The following is a 15,330-nucleotide window of genomic DNA, read 5'->3' on the forward strand; positions in this document are numbered from 1 at the left end:
GGTAGGCTGGCAGGCGGCTGCTGACCCCGTGCGGGAGAGTCCTCCAGACTTCATCGGAGGCGCCGAAGGAGCAAATCCTCCCCGGAATCTCTCAGGCTCACGTACCGCACGGACGAGGTCACTCTGGAAAGCAGGGCGGGTGTCGATGGCACCTGCCCTCACCGACGGTGAAAACCGGGTCGTCAGCGGACGGGCCGGTGAAGCTCTCAGGTTGAGATGACAGAGGGGGAGGCCGTCGGGGTACCCGTGCCGGGGTGCCCCTCGAAGGTCGCGTCAGACCAGGAGGCCTCCGCAATGACCGCCCATCGCATTCCGCTCTCCGAGCTCGAACAGGGAATCCCCTTCGAGCAGCGCCATATCGGGCCCGATTCCGAGGCGCGGGCCAAGATGCTCGCGCAGGTCGGATACGGCTCGCTCGACGAGCTGACGGCCACCGCGGTGCCGGACGTCATCAAGAACGCCGAGGCGCTGAAGCTCCCGGGCGCGCGCACCGAGGCCGAGGTGCTGGCCGAGCTGCGCTCCCTCGCGGACCGCAACCAGGTGCTCGACCCGATGATCGGCCTCGGTTACTACGGCACCTTCACGCCGCCGGTGATCCTGCGCAACGTCATGGAGAACCCGGCCTGGTACACCGCGTACACGCCGTACCAGCCGGAGATCTCGCAGGGCCGTCTCGAGGCGCTGCTCAACTTCCAGACCGTGGTCGCCGAGCTGACCGGGCTGCCGACCTCCGGTGCCTCGCTGCTCGACGAGGGCACCGCCGCCGCCGAGGCGATGGCGCTGTCCCGGCGCATGGGCAAGAACAAGAAGGGTCTCTTCCTGGTCGACGCGGACGCGCTGCCGCAGACCATCGCCGTCATCGAGACCCGCGCCGAGCCGACCGGCGTCGAGGTCGTCGTCGCGGACCTCAGTGAGGGCATCCCGGCCGGGATCGCCGAGCGCGAGATCAACGGCGTACTCGTCCAGTACCCCGGCGCCTCCGGTGCGGTACGCGACCTCAAGGCGATCGTCGAGCAGGCGCACGCGCTGGGGGCGGTCGTCACCGTCGCCGCCGATCTGCTCGCTCTGACCCTGCTCACCTCGCCGGGCGAGCTCGACGCCGACATCGCCGTCGGTACGACGCAGCGCTTCGGTGTGCCGATGGGCTTCGGCGGGCCGCACGCCGGATACATGGCGGTGCGCGAGAAGTTCGCACGCAGCCTGCCGGGCCGGCTCGTGGGTGTGTCCGTCGACGCGGACGGGCACAAGGCGTACCGGCTCGCCCTGCAGACGCGTGAGCAGCACATCCGCCGCGAGAAGGCGACCAGCAACATCTGTACGGCTCAGGTGCTGCTCGCCGTGATGGCCGGTATGTACGCCGTCTACCACGGTCCCGAGGGCCTGAAGACCATCGCGCGGCGTACGCACCGCTACGCCACGATCCTCGCCGCGGGCCTGCGGGCGGGCGGGGTCGAGGTCGTGCACGGCGCGTACTTCGACACGCTGACCGTACGGGTGCCGGGCAAGGCCGCCGACGCCGTGGCCGCCGCGCGCGAGGGCGGGGTCAACCTGCACCTCGTCGATGCCGACCATGTGGCGATGTCCTGCGACGAGACCACCACGCGCAGGCAACTGAGCGCCGTGTGGGCCGCGTTCGGTGTCGAGGGTGATGTAGAGGCGCTGGACGCGACGGCACAGGACACACTGCCGGCCGCCCTGCTGCGCAGCGACGACTACCTCACGCACCCGGTCTTCCACCAGCACCGCTCCGAGACCGCGATGCTGCGCTACCTGCGCAAGCTCTCCGACCGCGACTACGCGCTCGACCGCGGCATGATTCCGCTGGGCTCCTGCACGATGAAGCTCAACGCGACCACGGAGATGGAGCCGGTCACCTGGCCCGAGTTCGGCCAGCTGCACCCCTTCGTGCCCGCCGAGCAGGCGCAGGGCTACCTCACGCTCATCCGTGAGCTGGAGGAGCGGCTCGCCGAGGTCACCGGGTACGACAACGTGTCGCTGCAGCCCAACGCCGGTTCGCAGGGCGAACTGGCCGGTCTGCTCGCCGTGCGCGGCTACCACCGGGCCAACGGCGACGAGCAGCGCACCGTCTGCCTGATCCCGTCCTCCGCGCATGGCACGAACGCCGCGAGCGCCGTGATGGCCGGCATGAAGGTCGTGGTCGTGAAGACCGCGGACGACGGCGAGATCGACGTCGAGGACCTGCGTGCCAAGATCGAGCAGTACCGCGACGAGCTGGCGGTGCTGATGATCACGTATCCCTCGACGCACGGTGTGTTCGAGGAGCATGTCGCCGACATCTGCGCGCAGGTGCACGAGGCGGGCGGCCAGGTCTACGTCGACGGCGCCAACCTCAACGCGCTGGTGGGCCTCGCCAAGCCGGGTCACTTCGGCGGTGACGTCTCGCACCTCAACCTGCACAAGACGTTCTGCATCCCGCACGGCGGCGGCGGCCCGGGCGTCGGCCCGGTCGGTGTGCGCGCGCACCTGGCGCCGTACCTGCCGAACCACCCGCTGCAGCCCGCGGCCGGTCCCGAGACCGGCGTCGGCCCGATCTCGGCCGCTCCGTGGGGCTCCGCGGGCATCCTGCCGATCTCGTGGGCGTACGTCCGCCTGATGGGCGGCGAGGGCCTCAAGCGCGCCACGCAGGTGGCGGTGCTGTCGGCGAACTACATCGCCAAGCGTCTGGAGCCGCACTACCCGGTGCTCTACACCGGCCCGGGCGGGCTCGTCGCGCACGAGTGCATCATCGATCTGCGTCCGCTGACCAAGGCGACCGGCGTCACCGTCGACGACATCGCCAAGCGGCTGATCGACTACGGCTTCCACGCGCCGACGATGTCCTTCCCGGTGGCCGGCACGCTGATGATCGAGCCGACCGAGTCCGAGGACCTCGGCGAGATCGACCGATTCTGCGAGGCGATGATCGCCATCCGCACGGAGATCGAGAAGGTCGGCTCGGGCGAGTGGGCGGCCGACGACAACCCGCTGCGGGGCGCGCCGCACACCGCCGCCGCGCTCGGCGGGGAGTGGGAGCACGCGTACACGCGTGAGGAGGCCGTCTTCCCGGCCGGAGTCTCGGCGGACAAGTACTGGCCGCCGGTGCGCCGTATCGACCAGGCGTACGGCGACCGCAACCTGGTCTGCTCCTGCCCGCCGCTGGACGCCTACGAGGACTGATCAGCGCTCGGGACTTGGACGCCTACGGGGAGTAGTCACCCTCGGACATGCGTCGGGGCCGGTTCGGAGAGTACGTCTCCGGGCCGGCCCCTCATGTGTCTGGATGGCTGGGTGGCCACCCGGTTGTGCGGCTCAGGCGGCCGTCATCGCGTATTCGCTGCCTCGTGGGCGGTGCGGGGCGATGATCTGGCCGTCGGGCAGGAGCTCACCGGTGTCCTCGAAGAGCAGAACGCCGTTGCACAGCAGGCTCCATCCCTGCTCCGGGTGGTGCGCCACAAGGCGGGCGGACTCCCGGTCGGCTGATTCGGCTGACGGACACGGTGGCTGGTGCTGGCACATTGATGGGATCTTTCGCTGGGTTGAGAGGTGAGTGATGGCTGTGGTGTCTGTCCCGCGGCTCCATGTGGTCATGGCCGCCCCCCGTTGGTGTGTGGTCTGGAACCCAGTGTTGCCCTACGGGCGTCAATCCGCAGGGATTTAGCGGCACCGCTTCTCACAGGTTGATGACGCATCACCCGTGCGGACGGTTCATTCCAACTGCACTGTCACTTCGGGTGGTTTGACGTGGCCGAATGGGGCTAGTCCGGTCGGGCCGACGGGCGCGTTTCCCCTCGTACGAGCGGGGTGCGGCCCTAACGAGCAAAGTGCCCCGCGGCCGAATGAACGGCGGCGGGGCACGGTTGCTTTCGCTTACGCGGGGGAGCTCAGCAGCGGGGCCGGCGTGACCCGGTGGGTGAGGACGGGCAGCAGTTCGGCGACGCGGTGTGGGCGGTGCGCGGCGATGCCGGGCGGGGCGGGCGCCAGCGGTACCAGGAGGTCGGTGGCGGCCGGGTGGCCGGTGCTGCCGTCCGCGGCGGTGTCGCCGTGCAGCCAGAGCGTGAGCATGTACAGCTCGGGCACGGACAGCAGGCGTGCCTGGTACGACTGCTGCATGCTCTCCGCCTGGCGCAGGGCGCGTTCGGTGGCGGTGATGTACGGGCCCTCGAAGAAGTGCGAGAAGGCCCAGCCGTCGGGGGTCAGCATGGTTTCGGCCGCGGCCACCGCGCGGTCGCCGCAGCGGATCAGAAAGCGCCACCCGGCGAGCCGGGTGGCGGAGGCGCCCGCGGGGGTGATCCGGTCCAGGACGTGTACGGGCAACGGGAGTTCGGGTGTGGCGGGTCCCTGGGCCATGCGGAGGGACGGAGTACGGGCCTCGCGGACAGCGGTGGGGGAACCGAGTGCCGTGAGGACGGAGCGCAGGGCGGGCGCGGGAGCCGGGGGTACGTGCAGCGGCATGGTGGGTCGCCTCTCATTCGACAGGCATGGTGGCGCGAGGGCGGGGGCGGACGGCGCTGTCAGCTCTCGGGGTCGGAGGGGCGAGGGGGTCTGGATCTGCCGACAGGGTGTCGCCTGCCGTACATCGCCTGGACGACAGGACCTAGGACCGCGAGCGCCAACTCTCTGCCTCGTTTGCGGAGTTTATACGACACGTGTTCAGACGGTGTTTCGTCTAGCCGCGCCGAATATGAAGAGCAAGGCACTATTCGGTCGGTGAAACGCGAGGTTCATCCCGGTTCTGGGAGGAGGCGCCGCGATGACCTCGGAATACTTCGCCGGAGCGGTCGGCCGATTCTCGTCGGCGTTTTTCACGAGATCATTTCGGACGGTAACTTGCGCAATGTACCTTGCCCGGTGAATGTGCCGCAGACCCGGATCCAGGGTAGCGGGCGGCGCCCTTGCGCAGGGCGTTATCGATCGCGTTGCCTGGGCATCATCCCCGGTGACCCGGGACGCCAGGGGCCGGAGCATCGGCCTGCCCATCCGAGGAGGGACACTTCGATGGGGGAGAAGGTCGTGGCAGGGCCGTTCGACCTGTCCGATCGCCAGCACTACCGCGGAAAGCTCCGGCAGTGTCTGACGGGGCTGGAGCGGCTGCTGGAGGAGAAGCGGTTCGATCGGCCGAAGAATCTCATGGGTCTGGAGATCGAGTTGAATCTCGCGGGACCCGACGGCATGCCCAGAATGATGAATGCGCAAGTTCTCGAAAGGATTGCGAGCCGCGATTTCCAAACAGAACTCGCCATGTTCAACCTGGAAGTCAACATAGCCCCCCATCGATTGGGCGGCCGGGTATTCGACCGGCTCGCCGAGGAGCTGCGCACCTCGCTCGGGTATGCCCATCGGAAAGCGAGCGAAGTCGACGCCGGAATCGTCATGATCGGCATTCTGCCGACGCTCGGCCAGGACGACCTGGTCTCCTCGAACCTGTCGGACGTCGACCGCTACACCCTGCTCAACGACCAGATCGTGGCCGCCCGCGGCGAGGAATTCGCCCTCGACATCGACGGCGTGGAACGCCTCGTCTGTACGTCGAAGTCCATCGCGCCCGAAGCCGCCTGTACCTCCGTGCAGTTGCATCTCCAGGTCACCCCGGGCCGGTTCGCGGACGTGTGGAACGCGGCACAGGCGGTGGCCGCCGTGCAGGTCGCGGTGGGTGCCAACTCGCCGTTCCTGTTCGGCCACGAGCTGTGGCGCGAGTCGCGGCCCCCGCTGTTCCAGCAGTCCACCGACACCCGGCCGCCCGAGTTGCAGGCGCAGGGCGTCAGGCCGCGGACCTGGTTCGGCGAGCGGTGGATCTCGTCGGCGTACGACCTCTTCGAGGAGAACCTGCGCTTCTTCCCGCCCCTGCTGCCGATCTGCGACGAGGAGGACCCGCTCGCGGTCCTCGACGAGGGGGGCATCCCCAAGCTCGCCGAACTCGTGCTGCACAACGGCACGGTGTACCGGTGGAACCGGCCCGTGTACGGCATCGCCGACGGCGTCCCGCATCTGCGCGTCGAGAACCGAGTGCTGCCCGCGGGCCCCACCGTCACCGACGTCATCGCCAACGCGGCCTTCTACTACGGGCTCGTGCGCGCGCTCGCCGAGGAGGCGCGGCCCGTGTGGACCCGGCTGTCCTTCGAGGCAGCCGCCGCCAACTTCGACGCCGCCTGCCGGCACGGCATCGACGCGCGCCTGGAGTGGCCGCGGCGCGGGCGGTACGGCGGGACCACGCGGCTGGACGCCGTGAACCTGGTCCGCGACGAGCTGCTGCCGCTGGCCGCCGCCGGGCTGGACGCATGGGGTGTCGAGCCCGCCGACCGGGACCTGTACCTGGGCGTGATCGAGGACCGGTGCCGACTGCGCGTCAACGGCGCGACGTGGCAGGCGGCCACCTTCCACCGGGCCCTGGAGAAGGGGCTCGGGCGGGATACGGCACTGGCCGCGACGACCAGGCGGTACGGAGAGTTGATGCACCTCGGGGAGCCGGTGCACACCTGGCCGGTGGGACTGCCGGAGCCGGTGCCGCTGGGGTGAGCGGCGGGAGGGTCAGCTCTGGCCGCCCGCCTCCACGATCGCCTTGAGGATCACCGAGTGGATCTGCGAAGGGTCGTTGACCTGGTGGCCCGAGCCGCCGGTCGCCTTGGCGATCTGCTCGATCTCCTCCTTGTCGGCGTCCGGGCCCACCGCGATCGCGATCAGCGGCACCGGACGCTGAGGGTCGGTGAGCTTCTGCAGTTCGGCGACGAGGCTGGAGCGCGAGATGCTGCCCGGGTCCTGGTTGACGCCGTCGGTCAGCAGGACCAGCGCGTTGAACTTGCCCTTCACATACGAGGAGGTGGCCGCCTTGTACGCGGCCAGCGTGGTGTCGTACAGGCCGGTCGCCCCGCCGGGGACGGGCGTCAGGGCGCTGAAGGCCGCCGACAACTTGTCCCGCTGGGTGCCGCTGCCCTTGCTGTCGCCGAGCCGCTCGGTCGGCACGAGCACGCGGTAGTCCTTGTCGCCGTCGAGTTTCGTGGAGAACTTCCACAGCCCGATCTCGTCCTCGGGCGTGAAGGTGGCGAGGGCCTGCAGCAGGGACGCCTTGGTGACGTCCATGCGGGACTGGCCGGTGCCGGGTACCGGCTCGGACATGGACGCGGAAGCGTCGACGACCGTGGTGATCCGGGCGCTCTGCACCGTGATCGTCCACATGCCGAGCGCCTCCTGGAGAGCCTTCGCCGACGTGGGTTCGGCCGAGGCCTGGGCGTACGGCTGCGGGGAGCGGCCGCCGGCCTCGGTGACCAGCCCCTTCGAAGGGTTCTCGTCGTTCGTGCGGAAGCCGTGCTCCTCCAGGATCTTCTGCGGCTCCGACTCGCCCAGCAGCGTCATGAACCGCAGGGCGGCGCGACTCTCGTCGGTACTCATCCGCTCCTCGTCGACCAGAGTGAACGGGTAGTCGAGCTGGGGCGATCCGTCCTTGGGGTAGAAGAGGTCGAGCCCGTCGCCGTCGTCGGCGGAGGTGTTGTGCGTGAACGCCGCCTGCTCGGACAGGATCAGCGCCTGGTTGCGCTTCGGGTTGCCCTGCTCGGCGCCGGACGAGTCACGGGGGAGTGTGTCCAGGACCTGGCTGTCGCTGTCGGAGGTGCGCTGCGAGAGGGCCTTCGCCATCGCGGCCGCCTGGGTGTCCCCTCCCTTGGTCCGCGCCGCGGCGGTGCTGAGCTGTGTCAGCGCGAGCAGGCCGGTCGCGCTGCGCGTCGGGTCGGCCGCGCCGAGCTTGAGCTGATCGCTCGTCATGGTGGCGCCGGCCAACTCGGTCCAGGTGTACGTCTTGTCGGGCCACCCCAGCGTCTTCGCGGCCGACGGGACCATGGCGACGCCGACCGGCGAGTACGCGACGTTGCCCGCGTTGGTCACCTTGGTCGCTGTGCTGTCCGCGGTGAGGCGCTGCCCCCAGATGTCGGAGTCCGGTACCCATACCTGGACGTCGGACTGCTTGCCCGACCTCAGCGAGTCGGCGAACTTGTACGACTCGCGGGCGGTCACGCTGACGTCGAGGCAGCGGCCGTCGGAGGTGATGTTGTGCTTGCGGGCGTGGTCGGCGGTGGCCCTGAGCGCGGGCGCCATGTCCGGCGACGCGGCGACCTCGAGATGGACGGCGTCGTCCTGGCAGGAGGCGCCGAATGAGAGCAGGCCACCGCGGACCGCGGCCGCCGTGCCCGCCGCGACGGTGAGCACGAGCACCGTCGCGATGGCCACATTGCGGCGGCGCGCGCGAGGGCGGGGGTCGGCGGCGCCCGCCCCGTACTCGTCGGGCAAGCTGTGACGTCCCATGACGGTGGTGCCCCTCCCTGTTGAGCCCTGAGCCGTGAGACAGCCGTAAGACAGACAAAGGGGAGGTACGCCCCGTACGGCGCCCGTCCCCCCAACGGCCTGTCGCGCACGATCTTCGTAACTTCTTTCGAGACCCTAGCGGGGCGAAGATGGGGATGAGGCGGGATTACTCAACTGGAGGCGGGAGTGCAGGTGGAGGCGGGGTCGGTGGCCGATTCTTTTCCGAAGGAGGTGCTGACACGACGGATTCTCCGGGACGAGACGCTGCTCGTCCTGGCGCTCTCGCTCGGTGCGAGCGGAGTGTCCGCGCTGATCAGCTTTGTCGGATCGGTCACCAAACCGGGAGGTCTCAAGGACCAGGCGGCCACCCTCAACGCCTCGGCCGCGCCAGGGCGCCCCTGGCTTGATCTGGCCTGGCAGTTGTTCGGCATCGCGTCGGCTCTGGTGCCGGTCGCGCTGGTCGCGCACCTCCTGCTGCGGGAGGGCGTGGGGCTGCGCGTCATCGGTTTCGACCGCACGCGGCCGTGGCCGGACCTCGGGCGCGGGGCGGCGATCGCGTCGGTGATCGGCAGCACGGGCATCGCCTTCTATCTGGCGGCCCGCGGGCTCGGCTTCAACCTCACCGTGGTGCCGGAGGCGCTGCCCGATGTGTGGTGGAAGTACCCGGTGCTGATCCTCTCGGCCGTGCAGAACGCCGTGCTGGAGGAGGTCATCGTCGTCGGGTATCTGCTGCGCCGGCTCGGCCAGCTGGGCTGGACGCCGGGTACCGCGCTGATGGCGAGCGCGGTGCTGCGCGGCTCGTACCACCTCTACCAGGGCATCGGCGGCTTCGTCGGCAACATGGCGATGGGTGTGGTCTTCGCCTATCTGTACCGGCGTTGGGGCCGGGTCGGGCCGCTCGTGGTGGCGCACTCGCTGCTCGACATCGGAGCGTTCGTGGGATACGCGCTGCTGGCGGGGAAGGTGGGGTGGCTGCCCACGGCGTGAGCAAGGCCTTAAGGGGCGTACGAGATGGCCGTACGCCCCTTACGTGTGCCGTGCCCCGACTCTCGTGAGCCGCTAAGCGAGCAGCTCGCCCTCGATGACCGTGACCGCGCGGCCCGTGAGGAGAGTGCGCTCGCCGCGCAGTTCGGTGCGGACGAGGCCGGAGCGCGGGGAGGCCTGGAGGCCGGTGAGACCGGGGCGGCCGAGGCGCTCGGACCAGTAGGGCGCGAGGGCCGTGTGGGCGCTGCCGGTGACCGGGTCCTCGTCGATGCCGACGTTCGGGAAGAAACAGCGGGAGACGAAGTCGTAGCCCCGGGAAGGGTCTTCGGCCCGGGCGGTCGCGATGATGCCGCGCGTGGAGTACCGGGCGAGCGCCTTGTGGTCCGGGGCGAGGCCCAGGACCGTCTTCTCGTCGGCGACTTCGATCACCAGGTCGCCGAGGTTCGGCCCGGTGTCGAAGGCCGTGAGCGGCTCCGTGCCCAGCGCCTCGGCGACGCCGTCCGGGACCTCGACCGGGGTGAGGGGCGCGGTCGGGAAGTCCAGCGTGATCGAACCGTCCGCGTGGGGCGTGGCGATGAGCACGCCGCTGAGCGTGGCGAACCGTACGGGTCCCTCGTGGGCGCCCGTGGTGTGCAGCACGTGCGCGGTCGCCAGCGTCGCGTGCCCGCACATCGCGACCTCGGTGGCGGGGGTGAACCAGCGCAGCGCCCAGTCGGCCTCGCCGCCCTCGGGAAGCCGCCGGGCGAACGCCGTCTCGGCGTGGTTGACCTCCAGGGCCACGTTCTGGAGCCAGGCGTCGTCCGGGAAGCTGTCGAGGAGGAGGACCCCGGCCGGGTTACCGGCGAAGGGACGGTCGGTGAAGGCGTCGACGATACGAATCCGCATGGGTCGACGCTAGCTGTCACGTGGAGTGGCGGACCAAGGCCAATTCGGGGGAGGTGGACCGATTGTGGGCTCATGCGGCATCAGGAACATGCGCCCGTCGATGAACCCCAGGCAGTTGTGGCTGGTGGACGGCTACCACAGGCTCAGCCCGCCGGCCCGAGCGCCGGCACGGTGCAGCAGTCGGCGTCTGTGCGGCTGCCGGGCCCAGTAGCCGCACAGACGCCTTGAGGCACCGCGGTCATCGCTGCGACCGGGCCGGTTCGTTGGCCGGGTGCGGTCAGACAGCGGTGACGTTGACGGCGGAGGGACCCTTCTGACCGTCTTGGATCTCAAACTCGACATTCTGGCCCTCGGCGAGGGTCTTGAAGCCGTTGCCCTGGATCGCCGAGAAGTGGACGAACACGTCCTTGCTGCCGTCTGCGGGGGTGATGAAGCCGAACCCCTTGCTCTCGTTGAACCACTTGACTTGCCCCTTGAGCTTCGACACCTGTCACTCCCCTTGTTCGAGCCCTGACCCGGCCGTGTGGCGCTGGGACTTCTACGTCGTGCCCGCAGAGTGGATCACCGAAGCTCGAAATCGCGCGAACTTTCCCACCGCATCCAGCCACAGCACGAAAGCCGGATGTCCCGTGACATCGAATCTCAGGCTTCCGTCATTGAAGTCTGATCACAGCTCGGCACTGCGGTTGGGCTGAAGCAGGAGCAGGGCGATGTCGTCGGTGTGTCGACTGGCTTGGCGAGTGTGGTGGACGAGGTTGTCCACGAGTTGGTGCAGGGGAAGCCGGCTCCACTGACCGAGGCGGTCTGCGAGGTCGGCGATGGTCTGGGCGATGTCGATGCCGGGGATCTCCACCAGGCCGTCGGTGTAGAGGGCGAGGAGCGTCCCCGGGCCCAGCGGCAGCGTGGTGAGCGGGTAGGAGTGGGTGCCGAGACCGACGCCGAGGGGTGGGCCGGGACGGATGTCGACGGCATGGGCCCGGTTGTCGGGGTGTCGAAGGAGCGGGGGCGGGTGTCCGGCGCTGGCGAGGGTCACCTGGTGGTGGGCGAGGTCGAGGTGGGCGTAGAGGCAGGAGACGAAGCGGCTGGCGTTCAGGTCGGCGAGGTCGCGGTCGGTGCGTGTGAGGACCTGCTCGGGCGTGGCCCCAGCCGTGGCGTGGGAGTGGACAGCCATGCGTACCAAGCCCATGAGTGCGGCTGCCGACATGTCATGGCCCTGCACGTCCCCGATGACGGCCGCGGCGGTGGTGTCGGTGAGGCGGATGAGGTCGTAGAAGTCGCCGCCGAGGTTCACGCCGTGGCTGGCGGGGAGGTAGCGGGCGGCCACATCGAGTCCGGTCACCGTGGGCAGGGCGTGGGGCAGGAGGGTCTGCTGGAGGGCGTGGGCGAGGCCGTGTTTGGCGTCGTAGAGGCGTGCGCGGTCCAGGGCCTGGGCGATGAGACCGGCGAGCGGCGTGAGGATGGAACGCTCGGCGGCGGTGAATCGGTGGGGGGCGTTGTAGGCGAGCAGCAGACCGCCGATCGGGCGTCCGGAACTGAGCAGCGGCAGGAAGGCCCATGCCTGTTTGTCGGTGAGTTGCGGCGCCCTGGGGTAAAGGTGGGCAAGCTCTTCCCGGTCGGCGAAGAACAAGGACACGCCGGTGGCCATCGCGCGGCCGGCGGGGGTCAGATCGGCGTCCGCGGGCAGGCCGTCCAACTGCTCGATGACGTCGGGAGCGTACCCGCGGTACCCGATGATCCGAATACGGTCGGGATCGGCAGCGGACATGATCATGCCCTGGGCGCCGAAGGCAGGCAGGACCTGGTCGGCGACCAGGTCGACGACGTCCTGGACGCCGACGGTTTCGGTCAGTGCGGCTGCCAGAACCATCAGAAGATGGATGCGGCTCTCCGGCGAGGCCGCGGCTTCGGTGGAAGGCTGCGTGCCGAGAGCCCTCGACGAGCGGTGGGGCGTGACGAGGATGCTCGTGCCGCTGTCGTCCGCGTGGAGGCGGAGATCCAGCCACTGGTCCGGCGGCCGGAGGACGGTCAGGGCGACGTTCTCGCGGCTGCTCAGAGCAGTGCGGTACGCGTCCATGTACGTGATGTTGTCGAGCCAGGGCAGTGACTGCGACGGCTGGCTGCCCAGCAGCTGCTCCGCGGGCTTGCCGAGCAGTCCGGCGGCGGCGGTGTTCACGTAGGTGATGTGCCCCGCGAGGTCGAGGGCGAGGGTGCCGAGGGGAAGGCGTTCGATCAGGCCGGCCGCCGCCGACGCGGATTGCGGCGTCGGCTCTTCGGGACGGGGAGGGACGAAATGGGGCCGCTCCGGAATCACCTGCGGGCGGACAGCCGCGTTCAGCACACGCGCGATGCGCCGGGCGCTGAAGGCGATGCGGCCACGCTCACCGCGGCTGAGAATCGGCGTACGACCGGGAGGCCACGCGAGCAGCAGTGCACCCCGGCAGTGTCGGACATGTCTGAACGGGGCGACCGCGAACGCGAGTTGATAAGGGAGGTTCGCCGCGGCGCGCGGGTAGAAGCGCGCCAGCTCTTCCAGGGAACTCACCCAGACAAGCCGCTCGCTGCGTATCGAATCCTGCATCGGACCGGGCCGGGCGAAGGCGCTCCGCCACCACGGTGCGAAGGCGTCGACCGACACACCGCACAGCGCGACCAGACCCACCACTGATTCATCCGGGTCCACCAGATAGACGCCCCCGAGCATGGCACCTGTACGGCGCACAGCCGCCGCCAAGGCCGCACCGAGCGGATCAGCTGCATCTGGCTGCTCACAGGGCCCGGTCATTCGACGGAGCACCTCATGCTCATGTTCAGAACGCTAAGCCCGCACGGTGGTGACGGCATGTGGATCAGTCGCGTCGCGTCTTGGGCCGTGACCTGCCACGCTTCGAAGGACGGATGGGACGAGCACGTCAGGTGGTGGCCTGTGTCGAGAACGAGACGCAGGGTGCCGGACTTGAACGCGACCGCCGACAGGACTTTCGCTCCGAAGGGGGCAAGGGCCGGTGCCGCCGCCTTGCGGGACGGGCCGACGCGTCCGGCCTCGCCGTCGACCCACGAGGCCGACGGCCGGCCGTACGTCCATCCGCTACTGCCGACCCCCGAGGGACGCGCCGCCCGCCCCGGCCCCGGGCCGCATACCTTCCCCGCCGGCCCTCACGCCGCAGCGTCATACGCGGCCCGCAGCCGGACGCCACCGCCGGTCCGGGGCCGCGGGGCGCGCTCCGCGAACACAGCCAGACGCAGCACGAGATAGCGGCCGATCCCGACGAGCGCGGTGGCAGACAGATACACCGTCTGTTGCAGGACGAGTCCGGCGCCGGGGCGGAGCGCGGCCAGCGAGCCGACCGCGGCGGACGTGACCAGCCAGCCGAGCGCCATGGTGGCCGCGCTCTTCAGGTGGCCGGCCAGACCGGGCCGTCCGTGGCCGAACGAGACGCGGGCGTGCAGTTCGGTGGCGACCACGGTGGAGGCGACGGTGGTCAGCGCGTTCGCCGCCATCCACGGGATCCACTGCGAAAGCAGGACCAGGGCCGCCGAGGCCGCGAGGGTGACCCCGCTGCCCAGCCCGGCAAAGCGTCCGAAGGCCGCCGCGTGCCGGCGGATCAGTCGCAGGCCGTTCATGGTGATCCCCTCCCGGTCCGCTGCCCCTGGCGGGGTCGTCGTCGTCATGCCGCAGAGCGTGGCCGACCACGCATTCAGCGCGGTTTCAGAGCCTTCTCAGGGGTGCCGGCGTGGTGAAACCGGTGCGGCGAGAACAGCAGCCGGTGATCCTCCGCATCGCCTGAGACGGAACACACCTGTCCAGACCTCGGGGGTTGTCATCCGAACGCTTCCGATATATCGTTGACGCATCGCGACCGATCAACGATGGAATGGAGTGATTGCGATGCGTTCCCGTGGACAAGACTTCGGATACGAACACGGACATGGACACCACGGCGGACCCGGTCCTCGTGGTCGGGGCGGCTTCGAGGGGCGGCGTGGGGCTTTCGGGCCCTTCGGGCCGGGTGGACCCGGTGGCCCCGGCTTCGGTGGACCCGGCTTCGGCCCGGGCCCCTGGGGCGGGCGTGGCGGTCGGGGCGGGCCCCGGGGGAGGGCGCGGCGCGGCGACGTGCGCGCGTCGATCCTGGCCCTGCTCAAGGACCGGCCCATGCATGGTTACGAGATGATCCAGGAGATCGCCGAGCGCAGCGGCGGGGCGTGGAAGCCCAGCCCGGGTTCGGTGTACCCGACCCTTCAGCTGCTGGAGGACGAGGGCCTGATCACCAGCGAGGCCGAGGGCGGCAAGAAGCTGTTCTCGCTCACCGAGTCCGGCCGCAGCGCGGCCGACGAGGGTCCCGACGCGCCTTGGGAAGAGGCCGGGCGCGGGGTCGACTGGGAGACGCTGCACGAGATCCGGCAGGCCGGCTTCGGCCTCATGGAGGCCTTCGGTCAGGTCTGGAAGACCGGCAGCAAGGACCAGCGCGACAAGGCGGTGGCGGTCATCAATGAAGCCCGCAAGAAGCTGTACCTGATCCTCGCCGACGAGGACTGACGGCGTGCTGTGGTACCTGACGGCGCCCCGCGGAAGTGTTTCCGCGGGGCGCCTTTCCGCGTACGGGTGCGGCGCGCTGGGCTCAGGCCACCAGTCCGGCCAGCTTGCGCAGCGACTCGTTGAGGGCGGCCGTCGCCGAGTCCTTGAGCTTGCCGGCCATCAAGGAGACGGCCGCGCCGGTGAACTCCCCGTCGATCCGCACCGTCGTGGCGTCGCCGTCGGGGGTCAGGGTGTAGCGGGTGGCGACGTTCACGGCCATCGGGCCCTTGCCGCGGATGGCCAGGGTGCGGGCCGTCTCCAATTCCTCGATGGTCCAGTTGACCTCGGCCGGGAAGCCCATGAGCTTCATGTTCTCCTCGAAGGTGCCGCCGACCTCGAGTGACGCGGGGCCGCCCTTCGGGAAACTGGTGTGGGTCGAGTTCCACTCGCCGTGCGAAGAGAAGTCCGTGAGCTGCGCCCAGACCTTCTCGGCGGGTGCCTCGATACGTGCCTCCGCGCTGACTTCGGCCATGCGACCACCCCTTCGTGTCGGGCGCTGCGCCCGGCGCAGCTACGGTGTCGCGGAACGTAGCCGCAGGCCCTGGAACATTCAATACTGATGAACCGTCAGGAATTGTGGAGGGTCGAAGGGAGGCGTC

12 protein-coding genes, 1 pseudogene and 1 riboswitch are annotated in these 15,330 nt (G+C 69.7%); of the genes and pseudogenes, 4 read left to right on the plus strand and 9 right to left on the minus strand.

The genetic code is table 11. The annotated features are described in order from the left end of the window. Positions 1–21 precede the first annotated feature (21 nt). Positions 22–117: riboswitch (glycine riboswitch) on the plus strand. Positions 118–294: 177 nt separating this feature from the next. Next, positions 295–3,177, plus strand: a complete 2,883-nt coding sequence (gene gcvP / locus OIC96_RS40490) for an aminomethyl-transferring glycine dehydrogenase (RefSeq protein WP_330303067.1) — start codon at positions 295–297, stop codon at positions 3,175–3,177. Between the two features lie 132 nt (positions 3,178–3,309). On the opposite strand, the gene OIC96_RS40495 is transcribed toward gcvP, so the two are convergent. After that, positions 3,310–3,516 carry a DUF5999 family protein gene (locus OIC96_RS40495; protein ID WP_327427132.1) on the minus strand — a complete coding sequence of 69 codons (207 nt, stop codon included), beginning with the start codon at positions 3,514–3,516 and terminating at the stop codon, positions 3,310–3,312. 351 nt (positions 3,517–3,867) lie between these two features. Further along, complete coding sequence (locus tag OIC96_RS40500) at positions 3,868–4,452, minus strand: hypothetical protein (protein WP_327427131.1); 585 nt, start codon at positions 4,450–4,452, stop codon at positions 3,868–3,870. A gap of 543 nt (positions 4,453–4,995) precedes the next feature. Here OIC96_RS40500 and OIC96_RS40505 point away from each other — a divergent pair. Then, the gene (locus tag OIC96_RS40505; RefSeq protein ID WP_330303066.1) at positions 4,996–6,513 is read left to right on the plus strand and encodes a glutamate-cysteine ligase family protein; all 1,518 of its coding nucleotides are present in this window, start codon (positions 4,996–4,998) and stop codon (positions 6,511–6,513) included. Positions 6,514–6,525: 12 nt separating this feature from the next. Here OIC96_RS40505 and OIC96_RS40510 read toward each other — a convergent pair whose 3' ends face one another. Then, positions 6,526–8,289 (minus strand): substrate-binding and VWA domain-containing protein, encoded by a 1,764-nt coding sequence (locus tag OIC96_RS40510; protein WP_330303065.1) that lies wholly within the window; start codon positions 8,287–8,289, stop codon positions 6,526–6,528. Positions 8,290–8,475: 186 nt separating this feature from the next. Here OIC96_RS40510 and OIC96_RS40515 point away from each other — a divergent pair, with 186 nt between their 5' ends. Next, a complete protein-coding gene (locus tag OIC96_RS40515) occupies positions 8,476–9,276 on the plus strand; it encodes a CPBP family intramembrane glutamic endopeptidase (protein WP_327427128.1) in 801 nt (266 codons plus the stop codon). A gap of 72 nt (positions 9,277–9,348) precedes the next feature. Here the strand turns inward: OIC96_RS40515 and OIC96_RS40520 are convergent, their stop codons facing one another. From OIC96_RS40520 to OIC96_RS40535, 5 genes and pseudogenes are all read right to left on the minus strand, one after another. Next, positions 9,349–10,158, minus strand: coding sequence for a PhzF family phenazine biosynthesis protein (locus tag OIC96_RS40520; protein ID WP_330303064.1), 810 nt, complete (start codon positions 10,156–10,158; stop codon positions 9,349–9,351). A 277-nt stretch (positions 10,159–10,435) separates the two neighbouring features. Further along, positions 10,436–10,645, minus strand: a complete 210-nt coding sequence (cspE, locus tag OIC96_RS40525; protein WP_330303063.1) for a transcription antiterminator/RNA stability regulator CspE — start codon at positions 10,643–10,645, stop codon at positions 10,436–10,438. A gap of 180 nt (positions 10,646–10,825) precedes the next feature. Further along, a complete protein-coding gene (locus OIC96_RS40530) occupies positions 10,826–12,940 on the minus strand; it encodes a SpoIIE family protein phosphatase (protein WP_406501380.1) in 2,115 nt (704 codons plus the stop codon). Then, positions 12,937–13,179, minus strand: a pseudogene (locus OIC96_RS49970) (DUF6188 family protein); the annotation flags it as partial. The pseudogene OIC96_RS49970 and the gene OIC96_RS40530, both read right to left, overlap by 4 nt. Before the next feature lie 132 nt (positions 13,180–13,311). Then, complete coding sequence (locus OIC96_RS40535) at positions 13,312–13,779, minus strand: hypothetical protein (protein ID WP_381254220.1); 468 nt, start codon at positions 13,777–13,779, stop codon at positions 13,312–13,314. A gap of 265 nt (positions 13,780–14,044) precedes the next feature. Between OIC96_RS40535 and OIC96_RS40540 the strand changes: the two genes are divergently transcribed. Further along, the gene (locus tag OIC96_RS40540) at positions 14,045–14,692 is read left to right on the plus strand and encodes a PadR family transcriptional regulator (protein ID WP_330303060.1); all 648 of its coding nucleotides are present in this window, start codon (positions 14,045–14,047) and stop codon (positions 14,690–14,692) included. Positions 14,693–14,774: 82 nt separating this feature from the next. Here OIC96_RS40540 and OIC96_RS40545 read toward each other — a convergent pair whose 3' ends face one another. Further along, positions 14,775–15,203, minus strand: coding sequence for a type II toxin-antitoxin system Rv0910 family toxin (locus tag OIC96_RS40545; RefSeq protein ID WP_330303059.1), 429 nt, complete (start codon positions 15,201–15,203; stop codon positions 14,775–14,777). Positions 15,204–15,330: the final 127 nt, after the last annotated feature.

Source organism: Streptomyces sp. NBC_00775, assembly GCF_036347135.1.
Classification (GTDB): domain Bacteria; phylum Actinomycetota; class Actinomycetes; order Streptomycetales; family Streptomycetaceae; genus Streptomyces; species Streptomyces lutosisoli.

Bases quoted from the DNA above. Each gene is read 5' to 3' on its own strand.
- gcvP (WP_330303067.1), top strand. From the start codon at position 295: ATGACCGCCCATCGCATTCCGCTCTCCGAGCTCGAACAGGGAATCCCC.
- OIC96_RS40495 (WP_327427132.1), bottom strand. From the start codon at position 3,516: ATGTGCCAGCACCAGCCACCGTGTCCGTCAGCCGAATCAGCCGACCGG.
- OIC96_RS40500 (WP_327427131.1), bottom strand. From the start codon at position 4,452: ATGCCGCTGCACGTACCCCCGGCTCCCGCGCCCGCCCTGCGCTCCGTC.
- OIC96_RS40505 (WP_330303066.1), top strand. From the start codon at position 4,996: ATGGGGGAGAAGGTCGTGGCAGGGCCGTTCGACCTGTCCGATCGCCAG.
- OIC96_RS40510 (WP_330303065.1), bottom strand. From the start codon at position 8,289: ATGGGACGTCACAGCTTGCCCGACGAGTACGGGGCGGGCGCCGCCGAC.
- OIC96_RS40520 (WP_330303064.1), bottom strand. From the start codon at position 10,158: ATGCGGATTCGTATCGTCGACGCCTTCACCGACCGTCCCTTCGCCGGT.
- OIC96_RS40530 (WP_406501380.1), bottom strand. From the start codon at position 12,940: ATGACCGGGCCCTGTGAGCAGCCAGATGCAGCTGATCCGCTCGGTGCG.
- OIC96_RS40535 (WP_381254220.1), bottom strand. From the start codon at position 13,779: ATGAACGGCCTGCGACTGATCCGCCGGCACGCGGCGGCCTTCGGACGC.
- OIC96_RS40540 (WP_330303060.1), top strand. From the start codon at position 14,045: ATGCGTTCCCGTGGACAAGACTTCGGATACGAACACGGACATGGACAC.
- OIC96_RS40545 (WP_330303059.1), bottom strand. From the start codon at position 15,203: ATGGCCGAAGTCAGCGCGGAGGCACGTATCGAGGCACCCGCCGAGAAG.